We start from the raw sequence: 18,213 nt of genomic DNA, 5'->3' as shown, positions 1-18,213 counted from the left end.
CCGAATGTGGGAACCGGTTTCGGGGCAAAGACATGCGCAAAATCAGAAGCCTAAAGCGCAGGGAGCGAATCTAAAAGATCGCGACGCGCTTTAGGTCGGCTCGCCTGCTATCAAATCTCAGGGGAATGCCAGCGGCTCGGTCCTGCGGATGCGAGCCTCTTCGATCGCGTCCTCGAGCAAGGCCGTGTTGTGCTCGGGCGTTTCGCCGGGCTTCTCGAACGACACGTAGTTGACCGTCACGGATGCCTCGCGCTCGGTCAGGGTGAGCTGGAAATAAACCGTCACGCCGCGCGGCCGAAGCTCGAGGTCGAGCACGATGCGCGGGCTGCCGCTCCAGTCGACATGCGCCTCGCCGCCATGGCCGAGCCGCAGCGTGCCCGGCCGGAAGTAGAGCTCGGCCGCCGAATCCACCAGGTCCGAGAGGCAGGCGAAATGCTCGAGCCGGATGAAGGCGATATAGTCGGCAACGTCGATGAGCCTCAATTCGCCCACCACAGGCTCAATGGCGCTGGCGACGATCAGCTCGCGGGAATTGGCGTGTGGTTGCCGGTCCATGGGTTAGCGGCGTCCGTTCATCGGGTTGCTTTTCGCGCTGCCTTCTTCGAGTAGACGATCCGCACCAACTCGGCGACCGCCTGGTAGAATTGCGACGGGATCACGCTATCAACCGAAACTTGCTTGTACATGGAGCGCGCGAGCGCCACGTCCTCGAAGATCGGGATGTTGTTCTCCCTGGCGATCTCGCGGATCTTGAGCGCCACCAGGTCCTGTCCCTTGGCCAGAACGATCGGCGCGGAATCCTCCTCGCGCACATATTTCAGCGCGATCGAATAGTGCGTCGGATTGGCGATCACCAGCGTCGCGCGCGGCACGGCCGTCATCATGCGTTTGCGCGCCCGGTCGCGCGCCAGCGAGCGCAGCCGCGACTTGACGATCGGATCGCCTTCCGACTGCTTCAGCTCGTCCTTGACTTCCTGCTTGGTCATGCGCAGGTCGCGCCGCCAGTGGAAACGCGACCAGACGATGTCGACCACCGCGATCAGCCCCATGACGAAGACGATCGCCACCAATATGTCGACGAAGATGCCGCGTATGACCAGGCCGAACGAGGCCGGATTGGTGATCATGCCGGCGAGCAGCTTGCGATGATCTTCCGAGAGCGTGAAGGTCAACACCGCGATAGCGAAGCCGAGCTTGGCCAGCGACTTCAGGAATTCGACCCAGCCCTGCACGCCGAACATCCGGCTCCAGCCCTTGGCGATCGAGATGCGCGACAGCTGCGGCCTGATCCGCTCGCCGACGATTTGCGGCATGTTCTGGAACACCGAGGCGCCGATGCCGGCAACCGTCAGCAACACCAGCAGGCTGACGACGGCGCCGCCGATCTCGACCAAGACCTGCTTGTAGAGCGAGATGACGTCGGTCTCGGTGTCCATCGGCCAGGCTTCCGGCTTTTCCAGGAACGTCGACAGGAACATGCCGAGATCGACGATCGCGTCCTTGGCGTAGAAGACGGCGAAAACCAGTATGGCGACGAAGGACGCAAAGGTCGCGGTCTCGCGCGAATGGGGCAGCTTGCCCTGTTCGATTGTGTCGCGGATCTTCTTTTCTGTGGCTTCCTCTGTTTTGGAATCCTTGTCGACCGCTTCAGCCATGGCGTCGTGACCGGGCTATGATCGTCAGGCGGCTTCGGCGGTGGCGGTCTGCGTCGAGGGCAGCTCGAAAGCCCCTTCGCGCGACAGCCGGATGGCGGCGACCGATATGCTCTTGCGCGCCGCCATGATGTCGGCAAGGGCAATGCCTTCCGAACCTTGTCCGAGTTCGGATTCGATCATGCGGCGAGAGCGCGCGCCGATCGCCGACAATGCGGATTCGGCGAGTTCCGGCGACGCGCCGCGCAGTGCCAGCGTGACGAGCTCCGTCGACAATCCGTCGAACAGCAGAACCCGGGCTTTCTGCGGCAGCAGCGGCAGGTCGTCGAAGGCGAACAGCCGCGACTTGACGCCGGCGAGATCTGGCGTGCCGGCGTCCTCCAGGTCCTGCATGAGGTCGTCCAGCTCCGGCTTTGCCATTTCGTTGAGCATGCTGGCGACGCGCTCCTGGCCGGCAGTGGTGTCCCGGCTGGCTTTCTGCGACAGCACGCTCACGCGCAGTTGGTTCTCGACGATCCGCGATGCCGCGTCCGGGATGTTGGCCATTGTCACCATGCGTTTGATGATCTGGCTGCGCATCGGTTTTTCCATCGTGAGCAGCACGTTGGCGGCTGTCTGCGGCGCAAGCTTCGACAGCACCATGGCCGATGTCTGCGGATGCTCGCCGGCAAGGAAGCTGCCAAGGCGCGACGGCTCGAGCTTCTCGAGGTCCGGCCATATCGGCGCAGGTCCTTCCGGGACCGGCTCGAACTTCTTGTCGCCCATGATGGCGCTCATTTCCTCGGGCGACAGCGATTCGTTGAGGATCGTGTCCATCCGGTCTGCTGAATCGAGCAGGCCGGCGCCCTCGGTGAACTCGGCTTCGAACTCGGCGACGATGCGTTCCAGATCGGCCTGCGGAATGGTGCGTAACAGACGCGCGCCCTCGATCAGCGCCTTCAGCTCGTCCTGTTTGAAGAATTTGAGCAGGCGGCTGGCCGCGGGCTTGCCCATGGCCACCAATATGGCCGCCGCCTTTTGCGGACGTGTGAGCGCCAATGCCGTCGTCATGCGTGTTGCCCTCTCTGCCGATTGGTCCGCCCGCCGGCCATTCTCAGGCGCTCTTCGTCGCGGCGATGATTTCGGTGAGCCGGATGCCGAAACGCGTCGGATCGCTTTCCAGCACCGTGATCTCGCCGCGCGCTATTCTGCGGCCGTTGACCACGACGTCGACCGGCTCGCCGATGCGGCGGTTGAGCGCGACGGTGGAACCCTTTTGCAACGCCATCAGCTCCGACACGGGCATCTCCGTGCTGCCGAGGATGATCTGCACGTCGACCGGAATGGTCATGATGATCGAGGAATTGGCACCCGAATACAACGCGCCATCCGGGCGCTTTTCCTCTTCCCGCAGCACGCCGCGCAGTTCCTCGATGGCGCGGTCGAGCTGTTCGTCGGGCTGATCGGGTTCGGCTTCCACCTTGGTTTTTGCCATCTGTCGTCTCCATGAATCCCGTGCCTGGCGTCAGCCCGGCAGCAGTCCGTCGATGAAATCCTGCCCGGCATCATGCGGATGGCTGATGCGGACGGTGTAGTTCTGCCCCAGCTTGCCGAACTCGCAGACAAACAGGGTCTTGTCGCGGGCGCTGAGCTTGGCGTTGATCTGCGCGTTCTCCTCGAATTCGATCACCTGGCCGGGTTCAAACGCGGCGAGGTCGCCGAGCGTCAGCCGGGCGAGCGGCATCGTCGCTTCGAGCCGGACGGTCGAGCGCATCACTTCTTCGGAGAAGCGGGCCCGCCAGTCGAATTCGGTGGTCTCGCCGTCCTCGCCCGCCGCGACGTCGCCGCTGCGCGAGGAAAGCAGCAGGCGCTGCGGGATCATCACGGTGAGTGTGCCGCTGTCGGACGGTATCGACAGGCCAAAGACGATGCGCACGGCGGCGCCGTCGCGCAGCACGCGCCGCCTCGCATCGTTGCCCGACATTGCTTTCGGCACCGGCAGCCGCAGGTCGAGCGAACGTTTGCCGGAACCGTTGAGCGCCGTCGCGACCTCCTGGAACACGCTTGTCGCGACATCGGCCTCGATCTGCGACAGGTCGCGCTCGATCGGCGCCACCGGCTGGTCGGGATCGCCGCCGAACAGCGCGCTCACCATGACGGCGACCGCTTGCGCATCCATCACCAGCGTCATGGCGTCGGCTGAGGTCGGCGAGGACACGACGGTCAGCGCGAAGGCAGCGCCGGCGCGCGACCGCGCCTCGGGAACGCGGCCGACCTCCACCACTTGCAGATCGACGGTCACCGGCGCGCCCAGCTCGCCTATAAGCGCCTTCTGCAGCACCGGCAGCGCCCGCTCGGCCATGCCGCGGCCGGCGCCGATCACCTGCGCCGCCTCGCCGCTGTCGCCGACGAGCCGCTCAATGATGAGCTCCCGGGTTTGCGAAGGACTGCCCGGACTTGTCATGACGGCAGGCGGCCCTGTCTGCGCTGCTGCATGCTCAGGCCGCCTTCTTCTCGGCGTTGCCGGTGTTCATGGTGCTCTGCTCGACGGCATCGATCGTCGGACGCTCGTAGGAGGATATCGTCTTGCGGCCGAATTCGATCGCCACCTGCGGCAGGGCGCCGTTCATGTACGCAAGCAGCGTCTGCTTGACGATGATGTAGAGGCGGTTCTTCTTTTCGCGCACCGTCTTGATCTTGGTGGCCACCGGACCGACCACGGCATAGGACAGGAAGATACCGAGGAAGGTACCGACGAGTGCCGCGCCGATCAGGCCGCCGAGGATTTCCGGCGACTGGTCCAGCGCGCCCATCGCCTTCACCACGCCGAGCACGGCCGCGACGATGCCCAGCGCCGGCAGGCCGTCGCCGACCGCGACCATCGCGTGATACGCCTTCAGCTTGTCGGTACGGATCGTCTGGATCTCCTCGTCCATCAGCGCCTCGATCTCATGCGAGCGGGCGTTGCCGATGATGATGATGCGGCAGTAGTCGCAGATGAAATGGGTCAGGTCGTGGTTCTTCAGCACGGTCGGGAAGGCCTGGAAGATGGCCGACTCCTCCGGATTGTCGATATGCGCCTCGACCTCGCTGCGCGACTTCGAGCGCAGTTCGCGCATCAGGCTGTGCAGGACGCCCAGCGTCTCGAGATAGTCGCGCTCCTTCGGCACCGCCTGCTTGAAGGCTTCGAGAATGCCCTTGCCGGTATCCTTGACCGTCTTCATCGGATTGGCGACGAGGAAGGTGCCGAGCGCCGCGCCGCAGATGACCACCGCTTCCCACGGCTGCAGCAGCACATGCAGATGCCCGCCCATGGCCATGAAGCCGCCGAGAACGCAGCCGAGCGTCACCACAAGTCCGATCAGAATACCCACGACAGGTCCTTCCGCATGTCACATCGTGGATCAGGGATAGTCCCCGTGCCTTGTGTGAGGCTTGAATCGAAGGCATCGAACGCGATTCAGCTTCGCGCAAGGAAGTGACGCTATTGTGCGGGGATAGCTTCGGCCGGAGGCATGCCCTTTGCTTAGCACCTACATCAGCTACCAGTTGATCGCCAAAGACATCCCTAAGTCTATCGCCCGCATCGAGCAGCAGCCGACGGTCGATCGCGACACCCAATACTATCTGGCCAACATCACCAAGGTGAAATCGATCGACGATTTCGTCAACAACGACCGCCTGTTCAAATACGCCATGAAGGCTTACGGGCTGGAGAACATGGACTATGCCAAGGCCTTTATGGTCAAGGCGCTGAAGGAAGGCGTCTCCAATCCCGACAGCTTTGCCAACAAGCTGACCGACAAGCGCTACGCGCAGTTTGTCGCCGCATTCAACTTCGCGGCGGACGGCGCCGCTGCGACGGTCTACAACCCGGCGCAGCAGCTGGTGACGAAGAACTACGCCACGCAGGCTGAGATCGCCGGGCTCGATCCGGATTCGGATTATGTGAAGGGTGAGACGACATATTATCTCGCCAACATCACCAAGGTGAAATCGGTCGACGACCTGATGTCGAACGGCCGGCTCTACACCTACGCGCTGGCCGCGTTCGGTCTCGACTCCGCCACTGAAGACAAGGACCTGATCAAGCAGGTCCTTGAGGGCGGCGTGCGCGATCCGGACAGCGTTGCCAACAAGCAGACCAACAAGGCCTATGCCGGGCTGGCTGCGGCCCTCAACTTCGAGCAGTACGGTGCAAACGCTACCAGCTATGTGCCGGCGCAGCAGCCGACCGTAGACATGTACATGCGCCAGACACTGGAGGAGGATGCCGGCAAGACCAATGAAGGCGTGCGGCTGGCGCTCTATTTCCAGCGCAAGGCACCCGACATCACCAGCTGGTACGATGTTCTCGCCGACACCGCTTTAGCCAGCGTGGTCCGCACCGCGCTCGGCCTGCCCGATTCCTTCGCCACCGCCGATATCGACAAGCAGGCGCAGCTCTTCGAGCAGAAGCTCGACATCAAGGACTTCACCGACCCCGAGAAGCTCGGCAGATTCCTGACCCGCTTCACCAGCATGTACGAGATCAACCATCCGACCTCGACGGCGGTGACGTCTGTCAGCGTGCTCTTCGCGCAGCCGACCAGTGTCGGCATCTCTACCGATCTGATGATGGCCATGCAGCAGTTGAAGTTCTGAGAAGATCATGCAGGATAGCCTTTACGTCGCCCTTTCCTCTCAGATCGCGCTTGAGCGCCGTCTCGACACCATCGCCGACAACGTCGCCAATGCCTCGACCATCGGCTTTCGCGCCACCGGCGTGAAGTTCGAGGATGTGGTTTCGGGCACCGGGCCGAAGTCGGTTTCCTTCGCCTCCTCCGGCAAGACCTATCTTTCCGGCGCGCATGGCGCGCTGACCGAAACCGGCAACCCGTTCGACTTCGCCGTCCAGGGCGACGCCTGGTTCGCCATCGAGACGCCCGCCGGCACGGTGATGACGCGCGACGGCCGCTTCTCCATGAACGAGAACGGCGAATTGATGTCGATCGAAGGCTACCCCGTCCTGGACGGCGGCGGCGCCCCGATCCAGCTCGATCCGCGCAACGGCCCGCCCAAGGCGGGCGCCGACGGCTCGCTCAGGCAGAACGATCAGCTGGTCGGCGCGATCGGCCTCTACAATTTCGACCCCGGCGAGAATTTCGTGCGCTACGGCAATTCGGGTGTCGTTCCGGCGCGCACGCCCGAACCGGTCACCGACCGCTCGGACGTCGGTATCGCTCAAGGGTTTCTGGAAGAGTCGAACGTCAACCCGGTGCTGGAAATGACTCGGCTGATCCAGGTGCAGCGCGCTTTCGAGAACACGGCGGCGCTGATGCGGCAGACCGATTCCTCCACCGACGACGCGATCAAGACGCTCGGCTCGAAGTGACGGCATGACGACCGGATCGTCCCTTTTGCGCGCTTCCGACAGTCCGCCGGCCACCGAACGGCCCGACAGGCTGGCCGCGCTCGAACGCGTCTGGCGGCGGTTCGATGATCCGCAGGCACTGCTTTCGCACGGCGGCCGCGTCGTCGAGATATCGCCGACGCATTACAAGGTCCGCGGGCTGTCCGGGGTTGCCAGGCTCGGCGACATCGTCGAGCAGCGCGGCAAGGCCGGCGCACGCCGCGGCGAGATCGTCAAGATCGGCAGCGACGAGGTGGTGGTCGCGCCTTTCGAACGCAGCGCCGACGCCGGCATCGGCGATGCCGTCTTTCGCCGCGGCCCGCTCGCGGTCGCGCCGCATGTCTCATGGCGCGGGCGCGCCATCGATGCCTTGACGCGGGTCATAGACGGCGGACCGCCGCTGATCAGGCCGAGTGCCACCGATGTCGCGCATGGCGCGACGCCCGGCGCCCTGGCGCGTCAGCGGGTCGGCACCGGCTTTCTCACCGGCGTCAGGGTCATAGATATCTTCACGCCGCTCTGCTTCGGCCAGCGGCTCGGCATCTTCGCCGGCTCCGGCGTCGGCAAGTCGACGCTGCTTGCGATGCTGGCCGGCGCCGAGGCCTTCGATACGGTGGTCGTGGCGCTGATCGGCGAACGCGGTCGCGAGGTGCGCGAATTCCTCGAAGATACGATCGGCGCCCAGAGCATGGCCAAGACCGTCGCCGTCGTCGCCACCAGCGACGAAAGCGCCATGATGCGCCGGCGCGCGCCCGATACCGCCATGTGCGTGGCAGAGCATTTCCGCGACCAGGGCCATCGCGTGCTGCTGGTGCTGGATTCCATCACCCGCTTCGCCCATGCGCTGCGTGAGGTGGCGACGGGAACCGGCGAGCCGCCGGTCGCGCGCGGCTACCCGGCCTCGGTCTTCACCGACCTGCCGAAGCTGCTCGAACGAGCCGGGCCGGGGGCCGAAGGCAAGGGTTCGATCACCGCCATCATCTCCGTGCTGGTCGACGGCGACGACCACAACGATCCGGTCGCCGATTCGGTGCGCGGCATCCTCGACGGCCACGTCGTGCTCGACCGCGCGCTTGCCGAGCAGGGTCGCTATCCGCCGGTCAATCCGCTGTCGTCGATCTCGCGCCTCGCCGACAAGGCATGGAGCGCGGAGCAGCGCATGCTGGTGACAAGGCTGAAATCGATGATCGCGCGCTTCGAGGACACGCGCGACATCCGCCTGCTGGGCGCTTACCAGAGCGGCGCCGATGCCGAGCTCGACGTCGCGGTGCGCCAGGTTCCGCTGATCTACGAGGCGCTCGCGCAATCGCCGAGGGACCGCGCATCGGCCGATCCGTTCGCCGACCTCGCCCGCCACCTCAAGGGAAAGCTGAATGGCGATCATGGAGACTGAGCTCCAATACACCGAGCGCATGTTGCGCGACATGCTTGCCGAGGCCGAGGCGGCGGAGAAAGCCGCTGCCGATGAAGCAAGAATTGCCAGCAACAAAGCCGCGCGTGCCAGGACGGAGAAGGCGGCGGCTCTTCTAAACAGGGCCAACAGGCCGCATCCGCCGAGGGCGACCGCCGACATTGCACAGGCCAGCCGCGATTCGTTGCTCGACGGGCTTTTTCCTCACACCGAGTGGCCGGAGCCGCCGAAAGCCCAGTTCCCGCGCCTCACCGACAAGAGCGCGGACCGCCGCAGCGATTTCGTCATCGCCGCGCTCGGCATCACGCTCGGCCTGATCTGCGCCTTGTTTCCCTGGTACATCTTCTTCAACCAGGAGCAGTTCGGGGTTCAGGCCATCAAGTTCGGCGGCAGCGGCAGCAATTCCGGACGCGAAGGCGGCGGCGTTGTGGCCGAACGCAGCGGGCCGCTGACGGTCAAAGACATTCCAAATGCCGATGTCGACCTGTTTGCCACCGGAACGGTGCAGGACGACCCCGCGCCGGCGCCCGGCGACCAGCCCTTCCCGGCCGCCGCGTCGGAATTCAAGATGGTGCATGTCGCCAACGGCCGCGCCATGATCGAGGACGATACCGGTCTGTGGATCGTGCAGCGCGGCTCCGTCCTGCCGGATTCCAGCCGCGTCGCCTCGATCGAGCAGCGCGGCGGCAAATGGGTGATCGTCACCAGCGCCGACAAGGTGATCCAGCTCTCGAGGTAGCCGCTAGAGCATGATGCCGAAAAGCGTGAAGCGGTTTTCGGACGACATCGTGCTCTATTTCTTGATTTAGAAGCGGATTCGGATTTCGGGTCCATAGACCTGAAATCATCCGGCTCCAGGGCGCAAGCCCACCCCGCGCAAGGTCCACGCAAGACTGGCCGCCTAGTCTTGCGCGTACTTGCCCGGGAGATTCCCATGGAACCCGTAAATCTTTTCGATCTCGCCACGCGGCAGTCGCAATGGCTGGCCGTACGCCAGTCGGCGATTGCCTCCAACATCGCCAATGCCAACACGCCCGGCTACACCGCCAATGACGTCGAGCCTTTCGAAAAGCTCCTCGACCGGACCGCAGTGACGCTTGCCGCAACGCAGACTGGCCACCTTGGCGCCGAGGCGGCCAATGCCGGTTTCAATGTCAAGCCCGAGGACCCTGACGGCGCGATCATGCCGTCGAAGAACACCGTGGTTCTCGAACAGGAATTGATGAAAGCCGGCGAGGTCCGCCGCTCCTTCGAGCTCAACACTGCGATCGTCAAGGCCTTCCACTCGATGATGACCATGGTGGTGAAGAGCTGATCATGGACGCCCTCACTGCAGCCCTCAAAGTCGCGGCTTCCGGCCTTGGCGCCCAGTCCGAGCGGCTGCGCGTGGTCTCGGAAAACCTTGCCAACGCCCAGTCGACCGGCAGCACGCCCGGCGCCGATCCCTATCGCCGCAAAACCATCACCTTCCAGTCCGAGGTCGACCGCGCAACCGGCGGCTCGCTGGTGGAAGTCAACGCGATCTCCCGCGATCCTTCGGACTTCCCGATCGAATTCCAGCCCGGCAACGAAGCCGCCGACGCCAAAGGGTACGTCAAGATGCCCAACGTCAACACGTTGGTCGAAATGGCCGACATGAGCGAGGCGAACCGCTCCTATGAAGCCAACCTGCAGGTCATCAAGCAGGCTCGCGATCTGATTTCCATGACCATCGACCTGATGAGGAACCAGTAATGATCGGCGGTATCGGAGCAATACAATTCAAGACGGCGATTGACGGGGCGGGGCAAGCGTCACCGAACCTGCTGCAGGGCGGCGTCGGAACGCAGGCCGGCGAAAGCGTCGGCAGCAGCTTCGCCGAGGTGCTCAGCCAAGCCGCGACGAAGACCGTCAACACGCTGCAGGGCGCCGAGCAGATGTCGATACAGGCCCTGAAGGGCGACGCCGATACGCGCCAGGTCGTCGATGCGGTGCTGAGCGCCCAACAGGCGCTGCAGACCACCATCGCGATCCGCGACAAGGTCGTCTCGGCCTATCTCGAAATCAGCCGCATGAGTATCTAGCGTCATGAAAGCCCTTGCCATCGCCGCCACCGGCATGAACGCCCAGCAGACCAACCTGGAAGTCATCGCCAACAACATCGCCAACATCAACACCACCGGCTACAAGCGGGCGCGGGCCGAATTCTCCGACCTGCTCTACCAGGTCGACCGCACCCAAGGGGTGCCCAACCGCTCCAACACCTCGCTGGTGCCGGAAGGCGTCTCGATCGGTCTTGGCGTCAAGACGACGGCGGTGCGCAACGTCCACACGCAAGGCGAGCTGACCAGCACCGGCAACAGCTTCGACCTGGCGTTGACCGGCAGGGGCTGGTTCCAGATCGAAGGCGCCGATGGAGCCACGCTCTACAGCCGCGCCGGCGCCTTCAACACCAACGCCACCGGACAGCTCGTGACGGTGGACGGGGCCAATGTCGTTCCGGCCATCACCGTGCCGACCGACGCGGTCGAGGTGATCGTCAACAAGACCGGCCAGGTCTTCGCCCGCATCCAGGGCCAGACCGATCTCCAACTGCTCGGCCAGCTTCAGATCGCCAACTTCGCCAACGAAGCGGGCCTGGCGCCGCTCGGCGACAACCTCTTCCAGGAAACGGCCGCGTCAGGCCCAGCCAATGTGGGCGTGCCCGGCGATCCGGGCTTCGCCACGATCCAGCAGGGCTATCTCGAATCCTCCAATGTCGATCCGGTCAAGGAAATCACCGAGCTGATTTCGGCGCAGCGCGCCTACGAAATGAATTCCAAGGTCATCCAGGCCGCCGACGACATGGCCTCGGTGGTCTCCAAGAACATCAGGTAACGGATGATGGCCTGGCCGATCTCCTCCGCACTCCGTCGCGCCGTGCTGGCCGCCGCCCTGGCGGCCGCCGGCACGCCGGCCTTGGCGCAGGAAACGACCGGCCAGTCGGCGACCCAGATCGCCGCCGGCCAGGCCGTCGGCGAGGCCGTGCTGATCCCCAACCGGGTCATCTATCCCGGCGAGACCATCGAGCCCGCCTCGCTCAAGCAGGTGACGCTCATCCCCGGCAAGCACAAGCCGGACGGCATGGCGACGCGCTTCGAGGAGCTCCGGGGCAAGGTTGCCAAGCGCACGCTGCTGCCCGGCCGCTACATCCCGGTTGCGGCTATCCGCGACGCCTGGCTGGTCGAGCAGGGCGCTTCCGTGCAGGTCTATTTCACCGCCGGCGCGCTCACCATTTCGGCCGCCGGCGTGACGCTGCAGCCAGGTGCTGCCGGTGACCAGATCAAGATCCGCAACACCGACAGCGGCAAGATCATCTCGGGCACGGTGATGGCCGACGGCACCATCAAGGTCGGCGCTTCGTGATGCGCGCCTTTGTTCTTCTGCTGAGCGCCGCCATTGGCCTGCAGCCGGCATTGGCGGATGGGCTGACGCCCAAGGCCAAGCGGGAACTCGCGCAGAAAAACGGCGGTGTCTACGACGATCCGGAATACGATCCAGCCACCACCCAGCGCATGTTCCGGGTCTCGACCGGGCCAAGCACGCTGCCGCCCGGCCAGGTCGCGGCGCGCATCAAGGACATCGCTCAGCTGCAGAGCGCGCGCGACAACCAGCTCGTCGGCTATGGCCTGGTCATCGGCCTCGCCGGAACCGGCGACAGCCTGCGCAACTCACCGTTCACCGAACAGTCGATCCGCGCCATGCTGGAGAATCTCGGCATTGCCACCGAAGGCGGCAGCGCGCGCGCCAAGAATGTGGCCGCCGTCATCGTCACCGCCAACATGCCGCCCTTCGTCCAGTCGGGCAGCCGCATCGACATCGACGTCTCCTCGATGGGCGACGCCACCTCGCTCGCCGGCGGCACGCTGGTAATGACGCCGCTGAAGGCGGCCGACGGCGAAATCTATGCCGTCGGGCAGGGCTCGGTGATCGTCGGCGGTTTCACCGCCCAGGGCCAGGCCGAGCAGTTGACGCAAGGCGTGCCGACCGCCGGCCGCGTGCCGAACGGCGCCATCGTCGAGCGCTCGGTGCCGGCCGAGTTCGACGACCAGGGCGTGTTGACGCTGCAATTGCGCAATCCCGATTTCTCGACCGCCATCCGCATCGCCGACGCCATCAACGACTACACCTCGCAGCGCTTCGGGATGCGGGTCGCCGCCGAACGCGACGCCCGCACGGTGCAGATCAGGCGGCCGAAGAATGTCTCCGCCGCGCGTTTCTATGCCGAGATCGAAAACCTCGTCGTCGAATCCGACGCCCCTGCCCGGGTCGTCATCGACGAGCGCACGGGTACGATCGTCATCGGCAGCAATGTCAGGATCTCGCGCGTGGCGATCAGCCACGGCACGCTTACCGTACGCATCACCGAAGCGCCGAAGGTGGTTCAGCCGGAACCCTTCTCCAGGGGGCAGACCGCTGTCGAGCCCTTCACCGCCATCGAGGCGAGCCGGCCCGACGCGCGCGTCGCCGTGCTCGACGGTCCCGACCTCGAAACGCTGGTCTCGGGCCTCAATCGCCTCGGCGTGAAGCCCGACGGCATCATCGCCATCCTGCAAGGCATCAAATCGGCCGGCGCCTTGCAGGCCGATCTGGTTCTCCAATAGGCACGCCGATGATCGCGCTTTCCTCCCCAACACCCCGCCGTCACCCGAGTTTCCGCGCCATTGCAGCAATGGTTGCTCTGCTTGGCGGCACCGCTGCCCACGCGGACGAAGTGCGGCAGGTGTTGCCGGGCGGTCAGGCGCCGGTTCAGCAGGCCCAGCTCACACACGAGGGCGCGCCGCTTCAGCCGGCTGCGCTCGCAGGCGGCAAGGCGCCGGACGAAAGCGAGATCCAGCGCTTCTGCTCCAACATCGCGGATGCCGCGCGCGACCGCCGCTACGCTCTCCAGGCCGCGGAATTGAAGCAGCTGCAGGCCGGCATCGATGAGCGCATGAAAGCGCTGGAAGCAAAGCGGGCCGAATACGAGGAATGGCTGAAGCGACGCGAGGTGTTCCTGGCGCGTGCCGAGGACGGCGTCGTCAAGATCTATGCCGGCATGAAGCCCGATGCCGCCGCCGAACGTCTGGCGATGGTCAACGCCGAGCTCGCGGCGGCCATCCTGATGAAGCTCGATTCGCGCAAGGCCGGCGTCATCTTGAACGAAATGGACCAGAAGGCGGCGGCGACGCTCACCGGCATCATGGCCAGCGCGGCGCGAAGGGTTGATCCGTCATGACGTTGAAATTGCTGGCCCTGATCGCCCTCGCCACCCTGGCCGGCTGCGGTACCGATCTCAAGGAGGTCGGCAGGGAGCCAGCTTTGTCGCCCGTCGGTTCCGGCATCGGTGAAGGCGGTCCGGGCCCTTACAGCTATCCCGAGCCGCCTGCCTCGCGGCCGAAGAAATTCTCGCTGTGGGACGATCGCCAGAGCCGGCTGTTTACCGATCCGCGCGCGCTGAGCGCCGGCGACATCCTTACCGTCAACATCAAGCTCAACGACAAGGCCAATTTCAAGAACCAGAACGACCGCAGCCGCACCGCCGCGCGCAAGCTCGGCTACGACGTCAATCTCGGCTGGGAAAAGGCAAGCACCAGTGGCAAGGGTGACGCCGGCCTGAGCTCCAGCACCGAGACCAATGCCGACGGCGAGATCAAACGCTCGGAAAACCTCGAGCTCAATGTCGCCGCCGTCGTCACCGAGGTGCTGCCCAACGGCAATCTGATGATCAGGGGCTCGCAGGAGGTCCGCGTCAACTATGAGCTTCGGGTGCTGACCATCGCCGGCATGGTCCGTCCGTCCGACATCGGCGCGGAAAACACCATCCCCTACGAGCGCATCGCCGAGGCGCGCATTTCCTATGGCGGCCGTGGCCGTGTGAGCGAGGTCCAGCAGCCGGCCTATGGGCAGCAGATCCTCGACCAGGTTTTGCCTTTCTAGGACCGGGAGAGCGCTGCCGTGGCAAATGTCGAGCAAGTCCAGCCGAAAAAGGGACCTTCCCTGGCGATCCAGCTCGCCATGCTGTTGGCCATGACCGGCGCGGCCGTCGGCATGGGTTGGCTCTCCGGCGGCTATCTCAAGCAGGGCGAAACGCCGGCACCGGTGCCCGCGGCGCCGGAAAACGCCGGCGCCGCGGAAAAACCCGCTGAAGGCGGCAAGGCGGTCGCCGGGCCGACGCTGGTTCAGCTGGCGCCGATCACCACCAATCTCGCCTCGCCGTCGGAAGTCTGGATCCGGCTGGAGGCGTCGCTGCTCTACGATGCTCCGCAGTCGCAGGAAGTGACCGAGCAGATCCACCAGGACCTGCTCGCCTATGTGCGCACGCTCAAGCTGCATCAGATCGAAGGCGCCAGCGGCTACCAGCATCTCAAGGCCGATCTCGAGGAGCGCGCGGCGCTGCGCAGCGGCGGCCACGCCAAACAGGTTCTCGTCAGGACGATGCTGCTCGAATGAGAAAGTTCCTCATAGCCACGGCGGTCATCGTCGTCACCACGTCCGTCGCCGCGGCCCAGCAGCTCGATCTCGGCGGCATCGGCAAGGCCGACGGAACGACCGTCGGCTATCTGATCCAGATGTTCGGCCTGCTCACCGTGCTTTCGGTGGCGCCGGGTCTTTTGATCATGGTGACGAGCTTCACCCGCTTCGTCATCGCCTTCTCGATCCTGCGCGCCGGCATCGGCCTGCAATCGACGCCGGCCAACCTGATCCTGATCTCGCTGTCGCTGTTCATGACCTTCTATGTCATGGCGCCGACCTTCGATCAGGCCTGGAACACCGGCGTCAAGCCGCTGATGGACAACCAGATCACGCAGGGCGAGGCGTTCGAGAAGATTTCCGGCCCGTTCCGCGATTTCATGCTGCACAATGTGCGCGACAAGGATTTCGACCTCTTCGCCGACCTCGCCCGGGAGCGCGGCCAGACCGTCTCGCGCGAGACCGTCGACCTGCGTATCCTGGTGCCGGCCTTCATGATCTCGGAGATCCGCCGCGGCTTCGAGATCGGCTTCCTCATCGTCCTGCCCTTCCTCGTCATCGACCTGATCGTCGCCACCGTCACGATGGCCATGGGCATGATGATGCTGCCGCCGACGGTGGTATCGCTGCCGTTCAAGATCCTGTTCTTCGTGCTGATAGACGGCTGGAATCTTCTGGTCGGCAGCTTGGTGCGATCCTTCACCTGATCGCCCCGCCGGACCGCGCGAGCGTTCCGCGCCAAGCCTCGACGGCTTGAGCAAACTGCGCGCAAATCTTCCAACATTATTTTCGATTAACCGTCCGATTTAGGTCTTTGGTAGCAACTTGCCGCCATAGTCGCCTGCAGATGGCGGGTGACCCAATCGAGCGGTCATTGGCATGATGCCGCACCGTCATACCGGACATGCCGGTATGCCAAAAAAATCCGTGTAAAAATAAGGTACGAGTACCATGGCCAGTATCATGACCAATGCCTCGGCGCTGACCGCGCTGCAGAGCTTGAACGCCACCCAGAAGAACCTCGACACCACCCAGGCCCGCATCTCGACGGGTTATCGCGTATCGCAGGCTTCCGACAACGCCGCTTACTGGTCGATCGCCACCACGATGCGCTCCGACAACCAGGCCATGTCCACCGTCTCGGACGCGCTCGGCCTCGGCGCCTCGAAGGTCGACACCGCCTACACCGGCATGGACAGCGCGATCACGACCATCAACCAGATCCAGCAGAAGCTGACCGCTTCCTACGGCCAGACGGATGCTTCGAAGGAAAAGACCCAGGTCGAAATCGCCGCTCTTCAGAATCAGTTGAAGGCCTATGCCGACGGCGCCACCTTCTCGGGCACCAACATGCTGTCGGTCAACAGCGGCGCCACCGCCACGACCGCGGCCGACGTCAAGATCGTTTCGGCTTTCAACCGCAGCTCCACCGGCGCGGTTTCGATCTCCACGATCGACGTCAACGTGGAAAGCATCAAGCTGTATGAAGCCGGCACCGCGGCAACCGTGTCGAAAGGTATCCTCGACGCCAACCGTCTCGGCACCGATGGCAGCGTCGTGACCGCGGCCTCGGCCCCGACGCTCGGCGCTGCTGCGGCGGCCACCGACACCTACACGGTCGCCAGCCTGAAGATCTTCTCCGGCACCACCGCAGCCAGCGACACTCAGATCCAGGCGATGATGAACGTCGTCGATGCCGCGCTCAAGTCCATGACGAACGCGGCCACCAAGCTCGGCGCCGCCAAGAGCTCGATCAACCTGCAGAAGACCTTCACCTCGAGCCTGATGGACTCTATCGATCGCGGCGTCGGCCAGCTCGTCGATGCCGACATGAACAAGGAATCGACCCGCCTCCAGGCGCTGCAGGTTCAGCAGCAGCTCGGCGTCCAGGCGCTGTCGATCGCTAACGGCTCGTCGCAGTCGATCCTGTCGCTCTTCCGCGGCTGATCGCTCCGTACTGACCGGACCAAAGCATCGGGCCGCGCCAAAAGCGCGGCCCGATTCGCGTTTGCTCAAGGCTCGCGCAACCCTCGTTCCCTAGCCTCTCGGAAGCCTACTTTTAACAGGCCATTAACCATATCGCGCTAGGTATGGTTAACCAATCACTTAGGTTGTCGAATCGGCCCGACCGGCACGATCGCAACCCATGGGCAGGTCGAGACCCGGCCTGTGGCATGCCGGCTTTTGAGAAGGAGCGAGTTTCTTGGCGAGCATCATGACGAACGCTGCGGCGTTGACTGCACTTCAAAGCCTCAACGCCACCAACAAATCGCTCGAGCAGACGCAGGCCCGGATTTCGACCGGCTATCGGGTTTCCGAGGCGGCCGACAACGCCGCCTACTGGTCGATCGCCACCACCATGCGCTCCGACAATCAAGCACTCTCCACGGTTCAGGACGCGCTCGGCCTCGGCGCCTCGAAAGTCGATACAGCCTATACCGGCATGAACAACGTCCTTTCGACGATCGGCCAGCTCAAGACCAAGCTTCTGTCGGCCGTCGGCCAGTCGGATGCAAACAAGGCCAAGACGCAGACCGAAATCACCACGCTTCAAGCGCAGATGAAATCCTTCGCCGATGCCGCCACCTTCTCCGGCTCGAATTTCCTTTCGGTGACGTCAACCCAAGTCGCCGCCGCCAATGACGGCGTCCAGCCCGACGCCCAGATCGTCTCCTCGTTCAACCGCTCCTCGTCCGGCGCCATCTCGCTCGGCACCATCGACATCAATGTCGAGAGCACCAAGCTGTTCGATTCCGGCCTCGCAACGGCCGTCAAGAACCAGGGCATTCTCGATCGCAAGACTTCGATTTATTCCACCGCAGCGGACCAGTCGGCATATGATGCCGCCTACGCGGCCTCGATCGCCGGCGGCGCCACCGACATCGCCGCCAACACCGCGGGCCAGGCCGCTGTGTCGGGCACGCCCGTCAAGATCGACAACGTTTCCGCCTTCAATCTCGACATCACGGCAGCGGGCGTGACCGATGACATCATCACGCAGATGGTCACCAAGATCGACAACGTCATGAGTCAGCTTACCGACGCCGCCACCGTGCTCGGCGCCGCCAAGAGCTCGATCGACCTGCAGAAGACCTTCACGCAGAGCCTGATGGACTCCATCGACCGCGGCGTCGGCCAGCTCGTCGATGCCGACATGAACAAGGAATCGACCCGCCTTCAGGCGCTGCAGGTGCAGCAGCAGCTCGGCATCCAGTCGCTGTCGATCGCCAACAGCTCCTCTCAGTCGATCCTGGCGCTGTTCAAGAACGGCTAATCGGCAGAAATATTCCGACCGGCGAAAGGCCGCG

Annotated in this window: 22 protein-coding genes; 16 read left to right on the top strand and 6 right to left on the bottom strand. The window is 64.3% G+C overall.

Annotated features, from left to right (window positions below; genetic code table 11):
- Nucleotides 1–117 precede the first annotated feature (117 nt).
- Genes FJ419_RS06930 through motA form a run of 6 tightly spaced genes read right to left on the bottom strand, consistent with a single transcriptional unit; the run spans nucleotide 118 to nucleotide 5,005 of the window.
- On the bottom strand, nucleotides 118–555 hold the full coding sequence (locus FJ419_RS06930) for a hypothetical protein (protein WP_140541758.1): 438 nt from the start codon (nucleotides 553–555) through the stop codon (nucleotides 118–120).
- A 17-nt stretch (nucleotides 556–572) separates the two neighbouring features.
- Nucleotides 573–1,655, bottom strand: coding sequence for a flagellar biosynthesis protein FlhB (gene flhB / locus FJ419_RS06925; protein ID WP_140688800.1), 1,083 nt, complete (start codon nucleotides 1,653–1,655; stop codon nucleotides 573–575).
- Nucleotides 1,656–1,679: 24 nt separating this feature from the next.
- Nucleotides 1,680–2,702: a flagellar motor switch protein FliG gene (locus FJ419_RS06920; RefSeq protein WP_140688798.1), complete on the bottom strand. Its 1,023-nt coding sequence runs from the start codon at nucleotides 2,700–2,702 to the stop codon at nucleotides 1,680–1,682.
- 43 nt (nucleotides 2,703–2,745) lie between these two features.
- Nucleotides 2,746–3,126, bottom strand: a complete 381-nt coding sequence (gene fliN, locus FJ419_RS06915; protein WP_140541755.1) for a flagellar motor switch protein FliN — start codon at nucleotides 3,124–3,126, stop codon at nucleotides 2,746–2,748.
- A 30-nt stretch (nucleotides 3,127–3,156) separates the two neighbouring features.
- Nucleotides 3,157–4,095, bottom strand: coding sequence for a FliM/FliN family flagellar motor switch protein (locus tag FJ419_RS06910; protein WP_140688796.1), 939 nt, complete (start codon nucleotides 4,093–4,095; stop codon nucleotides 3,157–3,159).
- A gap of 34 nt (nucleotides 4,096–4,129) precedes the next feature.
- Nucleotides 4,130–5,005 carry a flagellar motor stator protein MotA gene (motA, locus tag FJ419_RS06905; protein WP_140541753.1) on the bottom strand — a complete coding sequence of 292 codons (876 nt, stop codon included), beginning with the start codon at nucleotides 5,003–5,005 and terminating at the stop codon, nucleotides 4,130–4,132.
- A gap of 148 nt (nucleotides 5,006–5,153) precedes the next feature.
- On the opposite strand from motA, the gene FJ419_RS06900 reads away from it, so the two are divergent.
- From FJ419_RS06900 to FJ419_RS06825, 16 genes are all read left to right on the top strand, one after another.
- Nucleotides 5,154–6,275 carry a DUF1217 domain-containing protein gene (locus FJ419_RS06900; RefSeq protein ID WP_140688794.1) on the top strand — a complete coding sequence of 374 codons (1,122 nt, stop codon included), beginning with the start codon at nucleotides 5,154–5,156 and terminating at the stop codon, nucleotides 6,273–6,275.
- A gap of 7 nt (nucleotides 6,276–6,282) precedes the next feature.
- Nucleotides 6,283–7,005 carry a flagellar basal-body rod protein FlgF gene (gene flgF, locus FJ419_RS06895; protein WP_140688792.1) on the top strand — a complete coding sequence of 241 codons (723 nt, stop codon included), beginning with the start codon at nucleotides 6,283–6,285 and terminating at the stop codon, nucleotides 7,003–7,005.
- Between the two features lie 4 nt (nucleotides 7,006–7,009).
- Nucleotides 7,010–8,416, top strand: coding sequence for a flagellar protein export ATPase FliI (gene fliI, locus FJ419_RS06890; RefSeq protein ID WP_140688790.1), 1,407 nt, complete (start codon nucleotides 7,010–7,012; stop codon nucleotides 8,414–8,416).
- Nucleotides 8,397–9,173, top strand: a complete 777-nt coding sequence (locus FJ419_RS06885; protein WP_140688787.1) for a hypothetical protein — start codon at nucleotides 8,397–8,399, stop codon at nucleotides 9,171–9,173. Before fliI ends, FJ419_RS06885 begins: the two co-directional genes overlap by 20 nt.
- 195 nt (nucleotides 9,174–9,368) lie before the next feature.
- Nucleotides 9,369–9,749 carry a flagellar basal body rod protein FlgB gene (gene flgB / locus FJ419_RS06880; protein WP_140688785.1) on the top strand — a complete coding sequence of 127 codons (381 nt, stop codon included), beginning with the start codon at nucleotides 9,369–9,371 and terminating at the stop codon, nucleotides 9,747–9,749.
- Nucleotides 9,750–9,751: 2 nt separating this feature from the next.
- Nucleotides 9,752–10,168 (top strand): flagellar basal body rod protein FlgC, encoded by a 417-nt coding sequence (gene flgC / locus FJ419_RS06875; protein ID WP_095766383.1) that lies wholly within the window; start codon nucleotides 9,752–9,754, stop codon nucleotides 10,166–10,168.
- Entirely contained in the window at nucleotides 10,168–10,497 is a 330-nt protein-coding gene (locus tag FJ419_RS06870) for a flagellar hook-basal body complex protein FliE (RefSeq protein ID WP_140688783.1), read from the top strand. The genes flgC and FJ419_RS06870 overlap by 1 nt, the downstream gene beginning before the upstream one ends.
- 4 nt (nucleotides 10,498–10,501) lie before the next feature.
- The gene (gene flgG, locus FJ419_RS06865) at nucleotides 10,502–11,290 is read left to right on the top strand and encodes a flagellar basal-body rod protein FlgG (protein ID WP_140688781.1); all 789 of its coding nucleotides are present in this window, start codon (nucleotides 10,502–10,504) and stop codon (nucleotides 11,288–11,290) included.
- A gap of 3 nt (nucleotides 11,291–11,293) precedes the next feature.
- Entirely contained in the window at nucleotides 11,294–11,818 is a 525-nt protein-coding gene (gene flgA / locus FJ419_RS06860) for a flagellar basal body P-ring formation chaperone FlgA (protein WP_140688779.1), read from the top strand.
- Nucleotides 11,819–11,967: 149 nt separating this feature from the next.
- Nucleotides 11,968–13,056: a flagellar basal body P-ring protein FlgI gene (locus FJ419_RS06855; protein ID WP_245442033.1), complete on the top strand. Its 1,089-nt coding sequence runs from the start codon at nucleotides 11,968–11,970 to the stop codon at nucleotides 13,054–13,056.
- Between the two features lie 68 nt (nucleotides 13,057–13,124).
- The gene (locus FJ419_RS06850) at nucleotides 13,125–13,670 is read left to right on the top strand and encodes a MotE family protein (protein ID WP_246679134.1); all 546 of its coding nucleotides are present in this window, start codon (nucleotides 13,125–13,127) and stop codon (nucleotides 13,668–13,670) included.
- The gene (flgH, locus tag FJ419_RS06845; RefSeq protein ID WP_140688776.1) at nucleotides 13,667–14,371 is read left to right on the top strand and encodes a flagellar basal body L-ring protein FlgH; all 705 of its coding nucleotides are present in this window, start codon (nucleotides 13,667–13,669) and stop codon (nucleotides 14,369–14,371) included. Before FJ419_RS06850 ends, flgH begins: the two co-directional genes overlap by 4 nt.
- An 18-nt stretch (nucleotides 14,372–14,389) precedes the next feature.
- Complete coding sequence (locus FJ419_RS06840) at nucleotides 14,390–14,884, top strand: flagellar basal body-associated FliL family protein (RefSeq protein WP_140688774.1); 495 nt, start codon at nucleotides 14,390–14,392, stop codon at nucleotides 14,882–14,884.
- The gene (fliP, locus tag FJ419_RS06835) at nucleotides 14,881–15,612 is read left to right on the top strand and encodes a flagellar type III secretion system pore protein FliP (protein WP_140688772.1); all 732 of its coding nucleotides are present in this window, start codon (nucleotides 14,881–14,883) and stop codon (nucleotides 15,610–15,612) included. Before FJ419_RS06840 ends, fliP begins: the two co-directional genes overlap by 4 nt.
- Nucleotides 15,613–15,856: 244 nt before the next feature.
- Entirely contained in the window at nucleotides 15,857–16,852 is a 996-nt protein-coding gene (locus tag FJ419_RS06830) for a flagellin (protein WP_140688770.1), read from the top strand.
- A gap of 256 nt (nucleotides 16,853–17,108) precedes the next feature.
- Nucleotides 17,109–18,179, top strand: a complete 1,071-nt coding sequence (locus FJ419_RS06825) for a flagellin (RefSeq protein WP_140688768.1) — start codon at nucleotides 17,109–17,111, stop codon at nucleotides 18,177–18,179.
- Nucleotides 18,180–18,213 lie beyond the last annotated feature (34 nt).

Source organism: Mesorhizobium sp. B2-6-2 (assembly GCF_006440615.1).
Classification (GTDB): Bacteria; Pseudomonadota; Alphaproteobacteria; order Rhizobiales; family Rhizobiaceae; genus Mesorhizobium.
This window is presented reverse-complemented; position numbering and strand designations above follow the sequence as displayed.